The sequence below is a fragment of the Dechloromonas denitrificans genome (assembly GCF_020510665.1).
Taxonomy (GTDB): domain Bacteria; phylum Pseudomonadota; class Gammaproteobacteria; order Burkholderiales; family Rhodocyclaceae; genus Azonexus; species Azonexus denitrificans_B.
On sequence record NZ_CP075187.1, the window covers coordinates 1,991,428 to 2,009,288 of the forward strand.

Annotated in this window: 18 protein-coding genes; 10 read left to right on the top strand and 8 right to left on the bottom strand. The window is 60.1% G+C overall.

The window, feature by feature from the left end:
• Positions 1-91: 91 nt before the first annotated feature.
• Together KI614_RS09385 and KI614_RS09390 are read right to left on the bottom strand one after the other, a co-directional pair.
• Positions 92-967, bottom strand: coding sequence for a GIY-YIG nuclease family protein (locus tag KI614_RS09385; protein ID WP_226405002.1), 876 nt, complete (start codon positions 965-967; stop codon positions 92-94).
• Positions 968-1,129: 162 nt separating this feature from the next.
• Positions 1,130-1,357 (bottom strand): DUF6471 domain-containing protein, encoded by a 228-nt coding sequence (locus tag KI614_RS09390; protein ID WP_226405004.1) that lies wholly within the window; start codon positions 1,355-1,357, stop codon positions 1,130-1,132.
• A gap of 123 nt (positions 1,358-1,480) precedes the next feature.
• Here KI614_RS09390 and KI614_RS09395 point away from each other — a divergent pair, with 123 nt between their 5' ends.
• The 4 genes from KI614_RS09395 (at position 1,481) to KI614_RS09410 (ending at position 4,320) form a co-directional block, all read left to right on the top strand.
• A complete protein-coding gene (locus tag KI614_RS09395; RefSeq protein ID WP_226405006.1) occupies positions 1,481-1,780 on the top strand; it encodes a hypothetical protein in 300 nt (99 codons plus the stop codon).
• On the top strand, positions 1,780-2,511 hold the full coding sequence (locus KI614_RS09400; RefSeq protein ID WP_226405008.1) for a hypothetical protein: 732 nt from the start codon (positions 1,780-1,782) through the stop codon (positions 2,509-2,511). Before KI614_RS09395 ends, KI614_RS09400 begins: the two co-directional genes overlap by 1 nt.
• An 80-nt stretch (positions 2,512-2,591) precedes the next feature.
• A complete protein-coding gene (locus tag KI614_RS09405) occupies positions 2,592-3,743 on the top strand; it encodes a transposase (protein ID WP_226405010.1) in 1,152 nt (383 codons plus the stop codon).
• A 145-nt stretch (positions 3,744-3,888) separates the two neighbouring features.
• Positions 3,889-4,320 (top strand): hypothetical protein, encoded by a 432-nt coding sequence (locus KI614_RS09410; RefSeq protein ID WP_226405012.1) that lies wholly within the window; start codon positions 3,889-3,891, stop codon positions 4,318-4,320.
• A gap of 211 nt (positions 4,321-4,531) precedes the next feature.
• Here KI614_RS09410 and KI614_RS09415 read toward each other — a convergent pair whose 3' ends face one another.
• The 4 genes from KI614_RS09415 to KI614_RS09430 form a co-directional block, all read right to left on the bottom strand.
• Positions 4,532-5,038: a hypothetical protein gene (locus tag KI614_RS09415; RefSeq protein WP_226405014.1), complete on the bottom strand. Its 507-nt coding sequence runs from the start codon at positions 5,036-5,038 to the stop codon at positions 4,532-4,534.
• 3 nt (positions 5,039-5,041) lie between these two features.
• Positions 5,042-5,719, bottom strand: coding sequence for a hypothetical protein (locus KI614_RS09420; protein WP_226405016.1), 678 nt, complete (start codon positions 5,717-5,719; stop codon positions 5,042-5,044).
• Positions 5,720-5,859: 140 nt separating this feature from the next.
• Positions 5,860-8,235, bottom strand: coding sequence for a phosphoenolpyruvate synthase (gene ppsA / locus KI614_RS09425; protein WP_226405018.1), 2,376 nt, complete (start codon positions 8,233-8,235; stop codon positions 5,860-5,862).
• 25 nt (positions 8,236-8,260) lie between these two features.
• Positions 8,261-9,040 carry an FCD domain-containing protein gene (locus tag KI614_RS09430; RefSeq protein ID WP_226405032.1) on the bottom strand — a complete coding sequence of 260 codons (780 nt, stop codon included), beginning with the start codon at positions 9,038-9,040 and terminating at the stop codon, positions 8,261-8,263.
• A gap of 164 nt (positions 9,041-9,204) precedes the next feature.
• Between KI614_RS09430 and KI614_RS09435 the strand changes: the two genes are divergently transcribed.
• From KI614_RS09435 to KI614_RS09450, 4 genes are all read left to right on the top strand, one after another.
• Entirely contained in the window at positions 9,205-9,996 is a 792-nt protein-coding gene (locus KI614_RS09435) for a (Fe-S)-binding protein (RefSeq protein WP_226405034.1), read from the top strand.
• Positions 9,996-10,661, top strand: a complete 666-nt coding sequence (locus KI614_RS09440; protein WP_226405036.1) for a LutC/YkgG family protein — start codon at positions 9,996-9,998, stop codon at positions 10,659-10,661. The genes KI614_RS09435 and KI614_RS09440 overlap by 1 nt, the downstream gene beginning before the upstream one ends.
• Positions 10,661-12,103 carry a LutB/LldF family L-lactate oxidation iron-sulfur protein gene (locus tag KI614_RS09445; protein WP_226405038.1) on the top strand — a complete coding sequence of 481 codons (1,443 nt, stop codon included), beginning with the start codon at positions 10,661-10,663 and terminating at the stop codon, positions 12,101-12,103. Before KI614_RS09440 ends, KI614_RS09445 begins: the two co-directional genes overlap by 1 nt.
• 91 nt (positions 12,104-12,194) lie before the next feature.
• On the top strand, positions 12,195-14,960 hold the full coding sequence (locus KI614_RS09450; protein WP_226405040.1) for an FAD-binding and (Fe-S)-binding domain-containing protein: 2,766 nt from the start codon (positions 12,195-12,197) through the stop codon (positions 14,958-14,960).
• A gap of 84 nt (positions 14,961-15,044) precedes the next feature.
• Here KI614_RS09450 and arfB read toward each other — a convergent pair whose 3' ends face one another.
• Together arfB and KI614_RS09460 are read right to left on the bottom strand one after the other, a co-directional pair.
• Entirely contained in the window at positions 15,045-15,446 is a 402-nt protein-coding gene (arfB, locus tag KI614_RS09455; RefSeq protein ID WP_226405042.1) for an alternative ribosome rescue aminoacyl-tRNA hydrolase ArfB, read from the bottom strand.
• A gap of 3 nt (positions 15,447-15,449) precedes the next feature.
• The gene (locus tag KI614_RS09460) at positions 15,450-16,472 is read right to left on the bottom strand and encodes a DnaJ C-terminal domain-containing protein (protein ID WP_226405045.1); all 1,023 of its coding nucleotides are present in this window, start codon (positions 16,470-16,472) and stop codon (positions 15,450-15,452) included.
• Between the two features lie 169 nt (positions 16,473-16,641).
• Here KI614_RS09460 and KI614_RS09465 point away from each other — a divergent pair, with 169 nt between their 5' ends.
• Both KI614_RS09465 and KI614_RS09470 read left to right on the top strand, forming a co-directional pair.
• A complete protein-coding gene (locus KI614_RS09465) occupies positions 16,642-17,016 on the top strand; it encodes a hypothetical protein (RefSeq protein WP_226405047.1) in 375 nt (124 codons plus the stop codon).
• Entirely contained in the window at positions 17,013-17,855 is an 843-nt protein-coding gene (locus tag KI614_RS09470) for an HDOD domain-containing protein (protein WP_203466854.1), read from the top strand. Before KI614_RS09465 ends, KI614_RS09470 begins: the two co-directional genes overlap by 4 nt.
• Positions 17,856-17,861: the final 6 nt, after the last annotated feature.

Sequence of the window (17,861 nt, forward strand, 5' to 3'; positions counted from 1 at the left end):
TCCTGTCATGGTACGGGGTAGGGTTTGTCTAGGCAATAGCCGAAGTTAGTCCTATGCAGCGGCTACGAAGACTAAGCTCAAGAGTGGCCAGTTATCGACCACGGCTGCAAAGAGAACAGGGAATACAGATGGCACGTCCCTGTCGCCCTGCAATACGAGGGTTTGTAAACTTGACGCCCTCCGTCTTAAGCAACAATTTTTGCCACGCTCCGCCGCTAAGCAGTGTCCCTTTGAAAAGATTTTCAATCTGCAAAGGGGCATTAATCCCAGATGGGATATGCAGCCCTATTCGAGGGGTGTATTTCAACCCGAGTATTCCAAGCTGCTTCCCGAACTCGGGCTGCCCCGCTTCGCACAAAATCAAAATATCTTGAACGGTGGCACTTCCTGAACAAGGCATACCTAGAATTTTTTGGAGTACCTGAACCCCTAGGGGTTGAGGGGACACGACTGGGGATTCTGTTGCCACATTGGCTGGCAATTCGATGATAGGACGCAGATTAAGGATGAACCCAAAGCACTTGAGCATATCGAGTACGTTTGCCAGCGCCTGTGTTACCCAAACGTAATCAAACTCGGATAGGCAAGGTAAGGCGGGAACAACTTTATTCTCTAGCTCATAGCTTTCGGCCAGTACTGCGCATAGCTTTGCTTCCAAATACTGAACGTGGGCTTTGTTTAGTTGCCCGCCTTGGCTGGTCAAGGCAAATGCCCGGGACCAGAAGTGCTTGTTGAGATTGTGGCTACTAAGGCGGTCGGCCACGGGGTCGCCCTCACCGACGTAGGCGGCTCCACTCCCGATTAATACGTAAACGCCTGGATTACTTAGCTCTGGGCGTTGGCGGGCGTCACTCCATGCTTCGCGGTTAAACAAAACGCACCGAGCGCCATTCCAGTCATCGCGCTCAACTACTGCCAAAGAGGCAAAATTGCCAGTTGGGGCCAAGATACGTGCGGTCGAAGACATGATGGAATCCAATTATTAGAGACCATGTATAGCCACAGCGGCATCTTTTTATCAGCCGAACACACCCTTGATGGCTGTATAAACATACAGTACAATTAGTCCCATCGCCATCTCGTGGAGGTCATCATGCCTAGTGCAACAATCCAACTCGACCTCCGCGCCTTAGGCCAGTCTCACCTGACCAACTTTCAGGATGGCCATGCACTGCATGAAGAACGCCAGCGTGAACGTCCCGCGATTGACCTTGTTCGCGAGCACCTTCGGCGACAAGTTCAGGCCCTGAAGCAACAGCGCAGCCGATAGCTCCTCGTAGCCCACACCAGCCGAAGCCATCTCTCGCTTCAGCAGACGTCGGGCCTCGATATTCCAGTCTCGACGCACAGCTACCATGCGCACACCTTCGACCTGCCTTTCATCATTTTTGATGAAAACGCGCTCGGCACCCACCAAACCAGGGGTTTCGGCCCCTCTGGGTGACTAGACGTGAACCGGCAACTTCCAAAGGTCTCTTCCATGCGCGTCGAAATCCGTCCCATGAACCTTCGTGGCAAAGTCATGAAAAAAGCAGAGCGCGACGCTCTCGCGCCAGCCTGCGGCAAACTGAAAATCTTCGAAAACCGTATTCACACGCTCGGCCGAACCGTCCGCGTCGCCCAGGTGCTAAGCACCACTGGCGACACCGAGTTCGAACTCCTGCCTGAGCTTCTTGATGCTGAGGTCATCTGGCTCGACGGAGCACTTATCCGTATACGTGGGACTGAGGTAATAGATGGTACCGCGTTCGGTCAAACCTGGGATATCAAGGCCCTCTGATGCTATCCATCAGCATCCATGCGTCCAGCCCAGAACAGGCCAACCGTTTCAGCAGGCTGGCCCGCCTCGATATTGTCTACGAGCGGCTGTGCCCCGTTGCCGATTACAAGGTTTCGCTCATAGCGCGCAACCAGGATGCCCGTCCGCCTCGCTCTCTCTTGCAATACCCCCGGTGGTCGGCCAGCCTTTGGGACCTAGCTGCCCGGGCCATTGCTATCAGCCTACCTGATGAGCCGCCGACCTCTGAGCAAGTGCCTGAGGTCGAGCCAGGCGGCAAACGGTGTGCCTTCATCCGGGAAATGTCCGCCATCCTTGACCATTCCGCCAATGACAGCCGAAATACCCTAGGCAGCGTTCATATCAAGCAGCCGGGGCGGCAACGTGGCATCTACCGGGCCACATTCGAGGAGCACACCCTTAAAGCCCATCGGACAGAGCCCTTCCAATTCGCGCCGGCCTACTTCCGGCCGGCCGAGTTGCTGATGCACGCCTGCCTCCAGCGGCTCTCTGGCACCTCCGAGCTGCCAGCACGGCCTGGGCTATGTGCGCCGCCGCCGGTGCTTGTCGAGGGCAAGCCGTACATTCAGATTCACCAGCTGGTCGAGCCTGCCCGAACTGGCTTCCGGACTTGGCTAAACTGGTTCAGCGAGCCAGCTCTGGAGCACCCCGATGCCCCACTCGGGATTGCCCCCGAGACCCTGTACATCAAGTTCCTGAGTTCGGCGATATGAGTGCGCCACCCAGCAAGCCCAAGCGGCGCCGGTCCGGTACAGCCGACTGGCACATGTCTCGGGAGGCGGTCAGCCTATCCGTGCCGCAGGTCTTCGCCTGGAGCGACCGTGAATGTCTGGACTTCATGGTCGAGGTGCGTTTTGGCTCCTGGAATACGGTGGGCTGCCCTCATTGCGGCACGACGGGAAAGCACTACTGGCGGCCGCTCCAGAAGCGTTGGAAGTGTGCCGGTTGCGGCAGCACCTTCTCGGTTACCTCTGGGACTGTCTTTGCCAGCCGTAAGCTCTCATTGCAGACCATCATTGCGGGGACACTGCTTTGGTTGAACTCTGCTGGCGGGCAGCCGGCGCTCGAATTGAAGCGCCACCTCAACGTGACGTACAACACTGCTTACACGCTGCAGCATAAGCTGCGAGAGGCTTTGGTTCGCGGGTACAACCAAGGGCCGTTGGCTGGCGACCTGGAGATGGATGGTGCTCACCAGTCTGGCCGGCGCGCTGCGGAGAAGCGCGGCAAGCCCCAAGGTAGTCGGCCCGTGACCTCGGAAACGCCACTCGAGGAGCTATCATCGATACTGACACAGGCTGGCAAGCAGAAAGCCAAGAGAAAAGGCCCGCCCAAGGGCGTAGTGGACCCCGAGTACGGCCGCCGCCTACCAGAGGACCGGCGCATCGTGATGGTCGTTCGACAGCGTTCGGGGAAGAAAGGCAAAGGCGCCAATGGCACCCGTGTGGCGATTGCCATGGCGGAAACAGCCACTGAGGCGGAGGGCATTCTTGCGACGTATGCAGCGATACCCGAGAGCTATCTGAATACGGACAGCTCGCCGGCGTATGCCTCGGTCGGCAAGTCGTTCCTGGCGCACCGAACGGTGGAGCACGCCAAGGAGTTGTCTGGACCGAATGGTGAGAACAACAACCAGGCCGAGGAATACAACTGGCGCTACGACCGGGCGGAGAAAGGTATCTACTTGAACGTCGAGCCCAAGTACATGTTGGACTATGCCTGCGAGGTTGCCTTCCGGTCGGACACCCGGCGGCTGCCAAATGGCCAGCAGCTACGGCTGGCCTTGAACGTGGCAACCAATGTAGGCGAGTCGAGGTTCTGGCGCGGCTTCACGCGCGGGAATCATCGGTCGCACGAGCTGTTGCATGCGGGGCCGAGGCTGGCCAAGGCCAGTGGTCCAGCGAAAGGACGGTTGCCCGGATTGGCTACAAGAGCACCGTTCTGATGCGGAGGTCTTGATGTTACAGACGGCCTGAATTAAGGGGGTTTCCACACGAAGGGCTATGGCGTGGCATATGCCTGTAAAATACAAGCCGCACAGAAGGCGTGAATCGCCGCGGAAAACCACAGTCACCCAGAATGGAGACCTAATGGGTTGGTTCTTAGTCAGCATCGCTCTGCCATTGATAGCACCGAACATTTTATTGATGATTTTTGGCTTTTTGCCCTTGCCGGCCAAGACACAAAAGCTGGTTAAGTGGGCGGCGCCCATCAAAGATGGGCAGCTCTGCTGGGCTGCAGCAGGTTTTTGTGCATCGGGGCTCTATGAACTTTCGTTAGCAAAGGAAGTCGTAAGCGGTGGGACCGCCCTACCGATGGGTTATGTTCAATCCGGCTTAATCTTGCTACTTGTGATGTCTAGCTTTGTTGCGGCCGGTGGGGCGGTATTCCCCACAAAGCTAGAGGTCCCCTCAGGGGCTCGGTGGTACAAGCATTACAAAGCAATGACCGCATCTGTGGCCATGACTTTCTTTGCTGGAGGTGCCTATACTGTAGTACACTTTGGAGCCGTACTCTCTTGAGGAGCACAATATGACAACCTGGGTAAAAGACCATTTCGATACGCCAGACCACGCTCTCAGCACCATTATCAAGGTGGCTTTGGTTGGCGGGGTTGCGGGGTTTCTCCTAGTGCTCATTGGTGCTTACCTGCATCAATAGGCTTCTATTCGTCGGGTTCCCCCTGTGCGGGGAACACTCTCGAGTGCTGGAACAGCCCATGACTGGGCTGTTTTATTTTCTGTTTTCCAAATACGCAGGAAACTGCAAGGGCGTAACCCTCCAGCGCCCCACGAACCCCGTATTACTCTGGTCATGGCATGCCTCCGCCAAGCCTTCCTTGACCAGCTTCTTCAAGCAGTTGCGTATCGAGTTACCTATCCAGGCTTCGCGCTCCACTGGTAGGTAGAACACCAGCCGGAATTCTGCCTGAACCGCGGCTCCAATCAGGGTTGTTGTCACCTCTTCGGGGGCGTGGTCCTGGAGCACCTTGAGGATGGCTGCCCTGAGGGCGCCTGGTTTCCCATAGCGGCCTTGCCAGTGGCTAACCGGGTCAATCAGGTCTGGGTTTAGGCGGTCATCGAACTTCCGAATAAGCGTATCGCAGGCTCCCAGCTCGGCCTGGGCTTTGGCGAGCCGTATCTGCAGCTCGTCCACGAGTTGCTGGTAGCACTGGACGTCACGAGCGGCGCGGGCGCGGGTTTCGGCTAGGCCTTTGAGGTAGGACGGGGTTTTGCGCATGGCTTACCTTGGGAGGTCGTCTTCTTCAGGGGCAGGCTCGAGCACCAGTTCGAGGTCATTTTGCTCAGGTGCGCTGGTGGTCGCGAGGCCGGCGTGGGTGGCTAGGGCGTTGAGGCTTGGGTATAGCTCGTGTGGTTTTCCGCGCCAGATACCGGGTTTGCCGTATGCGGCTGTCGCTGGATGGAGTCGTTCGATGACGCCGGTGCGGCCGAGATAATTGAGCCGGGCGTTAACGGTTGCCTTCATCCAGTGAGCACGGTCGGCGGGCGTGGCGAAGGTAAGGTTTAGTTGGGTTTCGAGTTGCTGGGCGACGGCTATGGTGGTGATTGGTTCGGGGTAAGCGGTTTCGATGATTGCTTGGACGAGTTGGCCGAGGGTGCCCCGCTTGCCGTAGCGACCTTGCCAGGCTCTAATGGGTTGGATTTCCGCAGGCTCGATGTCGGGGTTAAGGCTAACGATTAGTGTGTCACAGGCGTAACGGGTGGTATTGGCGAGGAGAACCTGGGTTTGGAGGGCTGGAATGGCTTTTTCAAGGCGAGCAACGAGCGCCCGAGCTTGTTTGAGTTGGTGATTGGCTGAAGTCAGCCGTTCTGAGGCACGTACATAGTCAGCGTCGACCCGGGCTCGTGTTTCGGCGAGGCCTTTAAGATAGGGAGAAGTTCGTGGCATTTCGAGGAGCATCCAAAGTAGGTTACCCCTCGTAAAGGTAATGCTGGCAGTGAAAAACCTCAAGAAAATGCCCGCTGACTAAAGCGGGCACTCTTTGGGTCATTTGCGTAGTAACACCCTTTTGACTGCTTTACTACGGTCGACCGTGTCGATCAGGCCTTTTTGTGGCCAGCCAGACGGGTCCAGGTGTCGACCACGGTGTCCGGGTTCAGCGAGATGCTGCTGATGCCCTGATCCATCAGCCATTCAGCCAGATCCGGGTGATCGGACGGGCCTTGACCGCAGATACCGATGTACTTGCCGGCCTTGTTGGCGGCAGAGATCGCCATGGCGAGCAGCATCTTGACGGCCGGGTCGCGTTCGTCGAACAGGTTGGCGACCAGACCGGAGTCGCGGTCGAGGCCGAGCGTCAGCTGGGTCAAGTCGTTGGAACCGATTGAGAAGCCGTCGAAGATCTTGAGGAAATCATCGGCCAACAAGGCGTTGGACGGGATTTCGCACATCATGATCAGCTTCAGGTCGTGTTCGCCCTGCTTCAGGCCGTGTTCAGCCAGCAGATCGACAACAGCCTGGCCTTCGCCAACGGTACGGACAAACGGCACCATCAGTTGCACGTTGGTCAGGCCCATTTCTTCACGGACGCGCTTCATGGCGCGGCATTCCATTTCGAAACAGTCGCGGAAGGACTGGGCGACATAACGAGAAGCGCCACGGAAGCCAAGCATCGGGTTTTCTTCTTCCGGCTCGTAGAGTTCGCCGCCGAGCAGCTTGCGGTACTCGTTGGACTTGAAGTCGGAGAGACGAACGATGACCGGATTCGGCCAGAAAGCGGCGGCGATGGTAGACACACCTTCCACCAGCTTTTCGACGAAGAAGTCCTTCGGCGTGGCGTAACCACGAGCGCGGCGCTTGATTTCGTCGCGCTTCGAAGCCGGCAGACGCTCGACATCAAGAATGGCCTTCGGGTGAATGCCGATGACGTTGTTGATGATGAACTCGACGCGGGCCAGACCCACACCGGCGTTCGGCAACTGGGCGAATTCGAAGGCCAGTTCCGGGTTGCCGACGTTCATCATGACCTTGACCGGGACGTCCGGCATGGCGGTGATGTCACGCGAGGTGACTTCGAAATCGAGCTTGCCGCGGTAAACGTGGCCGGTATCGCCTTCGGTACAGGAGGCGGTCACGATTTCGCCTTCAGTCAGCGTTTCGGTTGCGTCACCGCAGCCGACGATGGCCGGGATGCCCAGTTCGCGGGCGATGATCGCGGCGTGGCAGGTACGGCCGCCACGGTTGGTGACGATGGCCGAAGCGCGCTTCATGACCGGTTCCCAGTTCGGGTCGGTCATGTCGGCGACGAGCACGTCACCCGGCTTGACCTGGTCCATTTCCTTCGGATCCTTGACGATGCGGACCGGGCCGATACCGATCTTCTGACCAATGGCGCGGCCGGAGGCGAGCACCTTGGAGAAGGATTTCAGCTTGAACTTTTCGATCTTGCCGGCGTGCGCCTGCGACTGCACGGTTTCCGGACGCGCCTGGAGGATGTACAGCTTGCCGTCGACACCATCCTTGCCCCACTCGATGTCCATCGGACGACCGTAGTGTTTTTCGATAATCATCGCGTAGCGGGCCAGCTCCATGACTTCTTCGTCATTGATCGAGAACTGGTGACGCAGGGATTCTTCGACGTCCTCGGTGACGACGGACTTGCCGGCAACCTTCTCGGCCGAGAAGGTCATCTTGATCATCTTGGAACCGAGATTGCGGCGCACGACGGCCTTCTTGCCGGCAGCCAGCATCGGCTTGTGCACGTAGAACTCGTCCGGATTGACGGCGCCCTGCACCACTGTTTCGCCCAGACCGTAGCTGGCGGTGACGAAAACAGCGTCACGGAAACCGGATTCGGTATCGAGCGTGAACAACACGCCGGCTGCGCCCTTGTCGGAGCGAACCATGCGCTGGATACCGGCGGACAGGGCGACGTCAGCGTGGATGAAGCCCTTGTGAACGCGGTAGGAAATGGCGCGGTCGTTGTACAGGGAAGCGAAAACTTCCTTGATCGCGTGCAGGATGTTTTCCAGGCCGACGATGTTCAGGAAGGTTTCCTGCTGACCGGCAAAGGAAGCGTCCGGCAAGTCTTCGGCGGTGGCGGAAGAGCGCACGGCGAAGGACATGTCGGCGGTCGAATCGGCGACCAGACGCTGATACTGCTCGGTAATTGCGATGGTCAACGCGGTCGGGAACGGCGTTTCCATGATCCACTGGCGAATCTGCGCGCCACACACGGCGAGCGCATTGACGTCTTCGACATCCAGCGCGTCGAGTGCCGCATTGATCTTTTCATCCAGGCCGCTCTGCGCCAGGAAATCGCGGTAAGCCTGCGCCGTCGTGGCAAAGCCACCCGGAACGCGGACACCGGAATCAGCCAGCTGGCTGATCATTTCGCCGAGCGAAGAATTCTTGCCGCCGACTTGTTCAACGTCGGTCATGCGCAGCTTTTCAAAGGGAATAACCAGGGGCTCCATGCGGATTCCTTTCAGGGGGGTCAAATCAAGAAGTGGTGGAAGGTAAGAAATCGGTATTCAGGCGGCGTGCTGCGGTTTCGCGCCGGGCGGCGGAACGCAGCGACTGAGCCAGTGTTTCGCGAACGAAATCGATATGCGTCTCGGCGGCAGAACGTGCCGCCTGCGGCTTGCGATCGCGAATGGCGCCATGAATGGCAGCATGTTGCGACTTGAGCAGGGAACCGGCGGCAGGAATGCCTTGCAATTCGCCAAGATTGAGGCGGATATTGTCGTGCATCAAACGTAGCAGGGCCGAGGAGAGATGGCCGATCAGCGCATTGTGCGAGGCCTCGCCAATTGCCTGATGGAAGGCAATATCGGCGCTGGAGCGGCGCTCCAGATCATCGGCATCGAAAGTATCGCTGAGCGTCGCGAAAGACTGGTCGATACGTTGCAGGTCAGCATCGGTGGCGCGCTCGGCCGCCCACTCGGCAGCCTGGCCTTCCAGCATACGGCGGAATTCAAGCAGATCTTCGTGCAAATTCGGATGCGAACCGATCATGTCGCGCCACGGATCGGAAAAAGTCGATTCGAGACGGTCGGTCACATAAGTACCGCCACCCTGACGGCTCTGCAACATGCCCTTGGAAGCCAGCTTCTGGATGGCTTCACGCAATGAGGGGCGCGACACACCGAACTCGAGCGCCAGTTCGCGCTCCGGCGGCAGGCGGTCGCCCGGTTTGAGCGAGCCTTCCAGGACGCGGCGCTCCAGCGAAGCGGCAACGGCATCGGAAATACGCGGGACTTGCACCTTGTTTTGCGGCATGGGCAAAAGTAATCACTCGATTGGTAAGACCACGCCATTCTAATCAGCCAAACGGTAAAGCGCAAGCACCGGAAAAACCCTTATATATTTGACTAAGTATCGGTTGTATCGTACATTTCCGTCACGCAAAGCATTGGTTTGACCAATTTACCAACGGAGACAAAATGAGCGAACAAGGAAAAACCGCGCCTCGGCCCACCGATGTCTATTTTTTCGCCACCTGTGTTGTTGACCAGTTTTACCCCGGCGCCGGCCTTGATGCGATTCGTCTACTGGAGCGCGAAGGCATCCGCGTTCACTTCCCCGAAGAACAGACGTGCTGCGGTCAACCGGCCTACACCAGTGGTTTTCCCGATGAGGCACGCAAGGTTGCGGCGCTGCAATTGACGCTGTTTCCAAACAACTGGCCGGTCGTCGTTCCTTCCGGTTCCTGCGCCGGGATGATGAAGCACCATTACCCGACGCTGTTTGCCGCCGACCCGGTACGCAAACCGCAAGCCGACGCCCTCTCCTGTCGCATTTACGAACTGACCGATTTCCTGGTCAATGTCCTCGGTTTCCAGCCGGAAGATCATGGCGCCGACGAAACGGTCGTACTTCACACCTCCTGCTCGGCCCGTCGCGAAATGGGCGTGCACCTGACCGGCCGGCAACTGCTCGGCGCCCTCAAGGGTGTCAAGATCGCCCAGCAGGATCATGAATCCGAATGCTGCGGCTTTGGCGGTACCTTCTCGATCAAGCAGCCGGAGATTTCGGGCGCGATGGTGGAAGACAAGGTCAAGGCGCTCAAGGCGAGCGGCGCTGAGCGCGTCGTCAGCGCCGACTGCGGCTGCCTGATGAACATCCTCGGCCACGCCGCCTGGAAAGACAAGCAGGAAGGGCGCACAACTCCCAGCCTGCCGGGCGAACATATCGCCAGTTTCCTGCTGCGCCGGACTGAAAAGGGGAACAAATAATGAGCGCCCGTGACCGCATCCTCGCCCGCCTCAACGCTGCACCGGTCATGAACAAGCCGGAACCGGACGTTGCCGCCTGGTTTGCCGAGCACCGCTCGGAAGAAACCCCGGCCGAAAAAGCGGCCCGCTTCCGCCACTTCATCGAACTGGCCCACGCCGAGGTCTATTCGGTATCGCGCGGTGGCTGGCTGCAAAAACTCTGGGAAGTATTGAGCGCCAAGCAAATCGGCAAGCTGCTCGTCGCGCCCGGTACATCCCACGGTCAACGTGCCCAAAGCGAGCTTTCTGCGCTCGGCATCGATTGCCCGAGCTACGCCGAGCCGATCGAAAACTGGAAGGAAACGATGTTTCACGACATCCCGGCCAGCTTTACCGCTGCCCGCGGTGCCATTGCCGAAACCGGCACGCTGATCCTCTGGCCCGACGCCGACGAGCCGCGCCTGATGTCGCTGGTGCCGCCGGTGCATATCGTGCTGCTCGATGCGGCCAATATTTACAACACCCTGTACGAAACCATGCAGCAGGAAGGCTGGAAAAATGGCCTGCCGACCAATTCCCTGCTCATTTCCGGCCCGTCGAAAACCGCCGACATCCAGCAAACGCTGGCCTACGGCGCGCACGGCCCGAAAGAACTGGTCGTCCTGATGATCGAGGAGAACGTCTGATGAACGCCCCGCAGACACCCCACGCCCTGCACTTCATGCCTTCGGCCGGTTTCCGCGCCCGCTCCAAGGAAGTCGTCGACAATCCCTTCCTGCGCCAGAGCTTCCGCGGCGCGATGGATTTCCTGATGAGCAAGCGCGCCGCCCAGTTCCCCGATCCTGTCGAGCTGGAAACGCTGCGCACGCTGGGCGAACAGATTCGCCAGTACAACCTCGGCAAACTGCCCGAACTGCTCGTCCAGCTCGAAAGCAATCTGACGCGCAACGGCATCCAGGTGCATTGGGCCGAAACGCCCGAAGAAGCCAACCAGATCATCCTCGGCCTGTGCCAAAAGCACTCGGCCAAGCTGATGGTCAAGGGCAAGTCGATGGTCAGCGAGGAAATCGAACTGAACCATGCGGCCGAAGCCGCCGGCATCGACGCGCTGGAATCCGACATGGGCGAATACATTGTCCAGTTGGCGCATGAAAAGCCGTCGCACATCATCATGCCGGCGATCCACAAGACCAAGGAACAGATCGCCAAGCTGTTCCACGAAAACGTGCCGGGCGTCGAATACACCGACAACGTCGATGCACTGATCCAGATCGGCCGCAATGTGCTGCGCGAGAAATTCCTCGAAGCCGATGTCGGCCTGTCCGGCGTCAATTTTGCCGTGGCCGAAACCGGCACGCTGTGCCTGGTCGAAAACGAAGGCAACGGCCGGATGTGCACCACCGCGCCAGCTGTCCATATCGCCATCACCGGCATCGAGAAGATTGTCGAAAAGCTCGACCACATTCCGCCGCTCTACTCGCTACTCACCCGCTCGGCGACCGGCCAGAACATCTCGACCTACTTCAACATGATCTCCGGCCCACGCAAGGCCGGTGAAAAGGATGGCCCGCAGGAAGTCCACCTGGTACTGCTCGACAATGGCCGGACGCAAGCCTATGCCGACGAGCAACTGCGCAAGACGCTGCAGTGCATCCGCTGCGGCGCCTGCATGAACCACTGCCCGGTGTACACCCGGATCGGCGGCCACGCCTACGGCACGACCTACCCCGGTCCGATCGGCAAGATCATCTCGCCGCACATGCTCGGCCTCGAAGCCACTGCCACGATGGCCACCGCCTCGTCGCTATGCGGCGCTTGCGGCGAAGTCTGCCCGGTCAAGATCCCGATCCCCGAACTGCTGATGCGCCTGCGCGAAGAGTCGTTCTCCGCGCCGCATGAAAATCCGACGATGCGCGGCCAGGGCGCCGGTTACAACGCCACGGTGTCGGCCATCTGGCGCGGCTGGGCCTGGGTCTATCGCTCACCGGCCCTGTATCGCCTGGCAACCTGGCTGGGCAGCCGGTTCAACTGGCTGATGCCATCGAAGCAAGGGCCGTGGACGTCGGTGCGCGTACCGCTCAAGCCGGCCCCGAAACGCCTGCGGGACATGCTCAAGGAACGGGCATAACGACGGCTTGCCGATCTTGAAAACACTGGATTGCTTCGCTTTATTCGCAATGATGCTGTATTGCCACTCGTAGAAAAATAGAGACAAGACCATGACCAAACTGACCGATTCCCTGAAACAGTCGCTGCCGGAAAACCAGATCATCACCGACGAGCTGCGTCGCCTGGCTTACGGCACCGATGCCAGCTTCTATCGTCTGACGCCGGAAGTGATTGCCGTCATCGAATCGGAAAACGAGCTGCGCAGCGTGTTGACCGCAGCACGCCAGAATCAGCGCCCGGTCACCTTCCGCGCGGCTGGCACCAGCCTGTCCGGGCAGGCGATTACTGACGGGGTGCTGGCGCTGATCGGCGAGGGTTTTGCGACTTACGAGCTGAACGCCGATGCCAGCAAGGTCAAGGTCGGTCCCGGCATTGTCGGCGGCGAAGTCAATCGTCGGCTAGCACCGCACGGCAAGAAAATCGGTCCGGACCCGGCCTCGATCGGCGCGGCCAAGATCGGCGGCATCGCGGCCAACAACGCCTCCGGCATGTGCTGTGGCACGGCGCAGAACAGCTATCGCACGCTGGCCGGCATGCGCGTCATGCTGGCCGACGGCACGCTGCTCGACACCGAAGATCATCTCAGCATCGATGCCTTTTCCAAGAGCCACGCCGTGCTGCTCGGCGAGCTTGAGCGCCTGGGCCGCGATACGCGCGACAATGCCAAGCTGGCCGAGCGCATCCGCCATAAATTCAAGATCAAGAATACGACCGGCTACAGCCTCAATGCGCTGGTCGATTACGAAGACCCGATCGACATCCTGTCGCACCTGATGATCGGCTCGGAAGGCACGCTCGGTTTCATTTCGCGGATCACCTACAACACCGTCGTCGAAGACCCGTACAAGGCCAGCGCCCTGGTTTTCTTCCCGGACATCCGCACCGCCTGCGAAGCGGTCATCCGCCTCAAGCCGCAGCCGGTGTCCGCCGTCGAACTGCTTGATCGGCCGGCGCTGCATTCGGTCGAAAACAAGCCCGGCCTGCCGGCCATCATGCGCGAACTCGGCGAAGAAGCTGCCGCGCTGCTGATCGAAGTACGCGCTGCCACGGTCGACGGCCTCCAGGAACGGATTTCGGCCGTACATGCCGCAATGGCCGGGGTGGCCACGGTCGAACCGATGGTTTTTTCGACCGATCCGGCCACTTGCGAGATGTACTGGAAAGTCCGCAAAGGCACCTTCCCGGCCGTCGGCGCCATGCGCCGCACCGGCACCACGGTGCTGATCGAGGACGTCGCCTTCCATATTGAAAACCTGGCCGACGCCACGCTCGACCTGCAAGCCCTGCTCCGCCACCACGGCTACCACGAGGCGATCATTTTCGGCCACGCGCTGGAAGGCAACCTGCACTTCGTCATCACCCAGGATTTCGGCGATGCCAGCGAAGTCGACCGCTACGCCCGTTTCATGGACGAACTGGCCAAGCTGGTGGTCGACAAATACGATGGCTCGCTCAAGGCCGAGCACGGCACCGGCCGCAACATGGCGCCGTTTGTCGAAATGGAATGGGGCAAGGAAGCCGCCGACCTGATGCGCAAGATCAAGCGTCTGTTCGATCCGGAAAACCTGCTCAACCCGGGCGTCATCCTCAACGACAACCCGCACGCTCACCTTGAAAACCTCAAGCCGATGCCGGCTGCCGAAGACATTGTCGACCGCTGCATCGAGTGCGGTTTCTGCGAACCGCTCTGCCCCTCGCACCGCCTCACCCTCTCGCCGCGCCAGCGCATCACCAGCGTCCGCGAACTGTCACGCCGCGCCGCCAATGGCGAACCGGCCGGCCAGGTCGGCGAAGACTACGCCTACATGGGCCTCGACACCTGCGCCGGTTGCGGCCTGTGCTCGACCGCCTGCCCGGTCGGCATCGATACCGGCGACCTGACGCGCCGCCTGCGCGGCCGCAAGCTTGGCGACACGGCCCGCGCGGTCAACGCCTGGACCGGCGAACATTTCGGTACGCTGGCCAATGCCTCGCGGCTCGGCCTCAAAGTCGGCCATGCCGTCTCCGGCGTGCTCGGGGACAATTTCCTCAGCCGCGTTTCCGGCGGCGCCTGGAAAAAAGACATGCCGCTGGCCGGCAAGGCGCCGGTTGCGCGCCAGACGCAAGGCGATCCGGTGGTCTATTTCCCGACTTGCGGCGGACGTATCTTCGGGCCGTCGAGTGCATCTGAAAAACAACTCGGCGACGTCGTCGTCGAACTGCTGATCCGCGCCGGCTACGCGCCCATCCTGCCCGATGGTTTCGACCAGTTGTGCTGCGGCCAGATGCTGGCCAGCAAGGGCATGGCCGAGGAAGCCGACGGCATGTCGCGGCAACTCGAAGCCGCCCTGCTCAAAGCCTCGGAGAATGGCCGCTATCCGATCATCATGGATGCCAGCTCCTGCACCATCCGGATGCAGAAACACGTCGCCGAGCGCCTCAAGGTCTACGACTTCCACGAATTTGCCCACGATGCCCTGCTGCCGCGCCTGCGCCTGACCCCGGAAGCCGGCCCGATTGCGCTGCATATCAATTGCAGCGTGCGCAAGAACGGCTCGGATGCCAAGCTCAAGAAACTGGTCGCCGCCTGCGCCGAGCAAATCATCGAACCAGCCGGCGTCACCTGCTGCGGCTTCGCCGGCGATCGCGGCTTCGTCGTGCCTGAACTCAACCATCATGCACTGCGCAAGATCCACGACGAGCTGCCGGCCAACTGCGCCTGCGGCGTATCGACCAACCGCACCTGCGAAATCGGCCTGACGGCGGAAACCGGCAGAACCTACCAGTCGATCGCGTATTTGCTCGAAAAGTGCAGTCGACCGCAGGAAGCCTGCTGAAATCCCAGAGCGGAATAGCCGCTGAAACAGCTATCCAGCGAACCTGAACAGCGGCTCCCGGATGGCGCGGCCCAAGCGAGGCGATCAGTCGGTAATACGGCCGCGCTGCTGCTTGATCTGACCGCGCTTGACCTTGCTGTCGACGCGCTTGCGCTGGGCTGAGCGACTGGGTTTGGTCGGTCGCCGAAGGGTCGGCACGAAAGCCGCCGCCGCAATCAGTTCGCGCAAGCGCAGCAAAGCATCCTCGCGGTTACGCTCCAGGCTGCGGTGGCTCTGCGCCTTGATGACAACGATGCCGTCGCTGCTGATTCGCTGGTCACGCAAAGCCCGCAGTTTTTCCTTGAGCCCGTCGGGCAGGCTGGAGGCGCCGATATCAAAACGCAGGTGCACCGCATTCGACACCTTGTTGACGTTTTGTCCGCCGGCCCCTTGCGCCCGGATGGCGAAGAACTCGACTTCGGCTTCGTTCAGTTGAATAGCTGGCATGGGCTAGCCCAGCCCTTGCGCCTGCCGCCAGCGGGCCACTTCCTGCAGGGTATCGCAGGCCGAAGCCATCAAGGCAGCGTTGGCCTGGAGCAGCAATTTGCGCTGGTGGGCATCGAGCTTTTCGGGAAAAACCGGGCGCAACTCAACGAGCAAATCGCCCGCCTTGAGCTTGCCGCGCCCCGGATAGCCTTTTCCGGCCAGGCGGATTTGACGAACATCGGCCGGCCCCGGCTCCAGCGTGTACGCAATCAGCCCGAACAAGGAGGGCAACTCGATCTCGCCACCGGCAATGATGTCCAGCGCACTGACCGGCATCCGGTAGGACAAATCACGCCCCTGCAGCGTGAATAAGGCATGGCTGGCAATGACCAGCGTGAGGTACAGATCGCCGGCCAGCGAGTCGCCGCTCGCCGGTTCGCCCTGCCCGGCCAGGCGGAGTTCATCACCGGGCAACATACCGGGCGGCACGGTAAATTCAAGGCTAACATCGGCTGTTTCACGGCCGCTCCCGCTGCAATCCGGACAAATGCGTTCGCTGAAAAAGCCGCGTCCGCTACAGGCATCGCACGGCACCAGTGTTCGCCGGGCATCGCGCACCCGGCCGCTCCCGTGACAGCACTCGCAAAAGCGGGTCCGCGAAATGCCGTGTTCGCCACTGCCCTCGCAGGTCGGGCAGGCGTTGCCGCGCCGGTAGTGCAAGGTCTTGCGACAACCGCCAGCCGCATCCTCCAGCGTCAATTCGAAATTGAGGCGGATATCGGCGGCGCGCCCGGCTTCCGGCCCGGTGGACGCTTCAGCAGGCGCTTCGGCCGGCGCAGGTTGATCCACCGTTTCGTCAGGTTTCGGCATGTCGACCGCAGCAAGCTGGTCGTAGGCAGCGCGAATCTGCTTGAAGCGTTCGGTTGCTTCAGGATCGGTATTGCGGTCCGGATGCCAGCGCATGGCCAATCGGCGATAGGCGCGCTTGACCTCATGTGGACTGGCCTCACGGGAAACACCCAGGACGGAATAAGGATCGCGATTCATGATGCCTGACCAGCAACTTCAATGCACAACGCCACGAGGCAGGAACGCACGGCTGCGAATAAACTCAAACGACAATGGTAACAACGTTCAGCCTCTTGCCGCGTGCTAATCGGCATTCAGCCCATCGGCACGAAACAACATTTGTCATTTTTGTTAATTGTTGCCTTGAATGAATTTCACCGCTACCATGCCCGACAACACCCAACGCCGAGATGCCATGGAAACCCGCCTGCGCTACCTGCCAATTGCCGATGCCACCGAGGGCATGCTCCTTGGTGCACCGCTCGTACTCAGCGAACATGGGATCAACACCTTCAGCCTGCCGGTCGGGCATGCGCTGACTGAATCGAATATCCGCCAGATGAATGTCCGCCATGCAGAATTCGTCTGCATCCAGATCCCGGATGAACGCACCCTTGAAGAACGCGATGCCGAATGGGCGGCCAGCGAAACCCGTCTGCGCCACATCTTTCGTTCGGCCGATCTGAAAAACCCGGTCATGTCGCGTCTCTACGAAACAGTCCTCGCATTCAGGAGAGGATGATGCCCCTGCTGCTGACCGCCACCGAAATCGCCGACCGCGCGATCAACCTGCCGGCCTTCCCACGGGTCGTCAATGACATCCTCGAAACACTGGATGACGACAATGCAACGCTCGGCGCACTCGTCCAGTTTGTCGAATGCGACCCGGTAATCACGGCCCGCGTGCTTTCCGTCGCCAACTCCGCCGCGCTGGCCGGGCGGCACCAGGCCCAGTTGCGTGACGTGAACATGGCCGTTTCGCTGATCGGCCTGTCGCGCATCAAGGAAATCGTCCTCGCCGTCAGTCTTGCCGAATTTGCCCGCAAAAGCCGGATGTCGGCCTATTTCTGGGAACACAGCGTGGCCGTTGCCATCACGGCACAGGAACTCGGTCGCTTCAAGCACATCTCGGCCGACTATGCGATGGTCAGCGGCTTGCTGCACGATATCGGCCAACTCTGGATGGCCCGCTTCTACCCGCTCGAATTCCAGATGGTGCGTACCGCGGTCAACGTCAGCGAACGAGGCATTATCGAGGTCGAGCGCCAGTATTTCGGGATGGATCATTGCGAGATCGGCGGCGAACTTGCCACGCTCTGGGGGCTGCCCGAACGCGTCATTGCAGCGATTCGCTATCACCACGACCCCAGCCCGGCCCTGGCAGAAAAACTGGTCGACCTGATCCATGTCGCCGAAGTGCTGTCCAATGCGCTGGACCTGACCGGGCGTGAAGACAATCAGGTCGCCGGCCTGTCCGAGCCGGCCTGCAACGCGATTGGCCTGGACTGGACGCAGGACATGAACAGCCTGTTCGGCAAGATCGAAGCGCGCACCGAACACGCCTGCCGGGTGTTTCGCTAGACACGG

What these genes read in the sequence shown, in the direction of transcription:
- KI614_RS09385 (WP_226405002.1), bottom strand. Translation starts at nt 967, where the DNA reads ATGTCTTCGACCGCACGTATCTTGGCCCCAACTGGCAATTTTGCCTCT.
- KI614_RS09390 (WP_226405004.1), bottom strand. Translation starts at nt 1,357, where the DNA reads ATGGTAGCTGTGCGTCGAGACTGGAATATCGAGGCCCGACGTCTGCTG.
- KI614_RS09395 (WP_226405006.1), top strand. Translation starts at nt 1,481, where the DNA reads ATGCGCGTCGAAATCCGTCCCATGAACCTTCGTGGCAAAGTCATGAAA.
- KI614_RS09400 (WP_226405008.1), top strand. Translation starts at nt 1,780, where the DNA reads ATGCTATCCATCAGCATCCATGCGTCCAGCCCAGAACAGGCCAACCGT.
- KI614_RS09410 (WP_226405012.1), top strand. Translation starts at nt 3,889, where the DNA reads ATGGGTTGGTTCTTAGTCAGCATCGCTCTGCCATTGATAGCACCGAAC.
- KI614_RS09415 (WP_226405014.1), bottom strand. Translation starts at nt 5,038, where the DNA reads ATGCGCAAAACCCCGTCCTACCTCAAAGGCCTAGCCGAAACCCGCGCC.
- KI614_RS09420 (WP_226405016.1), bottom strand. Translation starts at nt 5,719, where the DNA reads ATGCTCCTCGAAATGCCACGAACTTCTCCCTATCTTAAAGGCCTCGCC.
- ppsA (WP_226405018.1), bottom strand. Translation starts at nt 8,235, where the DNA reads ATGGAGCCCCTGGTTATTCCCTTTGAAAAGCTGCGCATGACCGACGTT.
- KI614_RS09430 (WP_226405032.1), bottom strand. Translation starts at nt 9,040, where the DNA reads ATGCCGCAAAACAAGGTGCAAGTCCCGCGTATTTCCGATGCCGTTGCC.
- KI614_RS09435 (WP_226405034.1), top strand. Translation starts at nt 9,205, where the DNA reads ATGAGCGAACAAGGAAAAACCGCGCCTCGGCCCACCGATGTCTATTTT.
- KI614_RS09440 (WP_226405036.1), top strand. Translation starts at nt 9,996, where the DNA reads ATGAGCGCCCGTGACCGCATCCTCGCCCGCCTCAACGCTGCACCGGTC.
- KI614_RS09445 (WP_226405038.1), top strand. Translation starts at nt 10,661, where the DNA reads ATGAACGCCCCGCAGACACCCCACGCCCTGCACTTCATGCCTTCGGCC.
- KI614_RS09450 (WP_226405040.1), top strand. Translation starts at nt 12,195, where the DNA reads ATGACCAAACTGACCGATTCCCTGAAACAGTCGCTGCCGGAAAACCAG.
- arfB (WP_226405042.1), bottom strand. Translation starts at nt 15,446, where the DNA reads ATGCCAGCTATTCAACTGAACGAAGCCGAAGTCGAGTTCTTCGCCATC.
- KI614_RS09460 (WP_226405045.1), bottom strand. Translation starts at nt 16,472, where the DNA reads ATGAATCGCGATCCTTATTCCGTCCTGGGTGTTTCCCGTGAGGCCAGT.
- KI614_RS09465 (WP_226405047.1), top strand. Translation starts at nt 16,642, where the DNA reads ATGAATTTCACCGCTACCATGCCCGACAACACCCAACGCCGAGATGCC.
- KI614_RS09470 (WP_203466854.1), top strand. Translation starts at nt 17,013, where the DNA reads ATGATGCCCCTGCTGCTGACCGCCACCGAAATCGCCGACCGCGCGATC.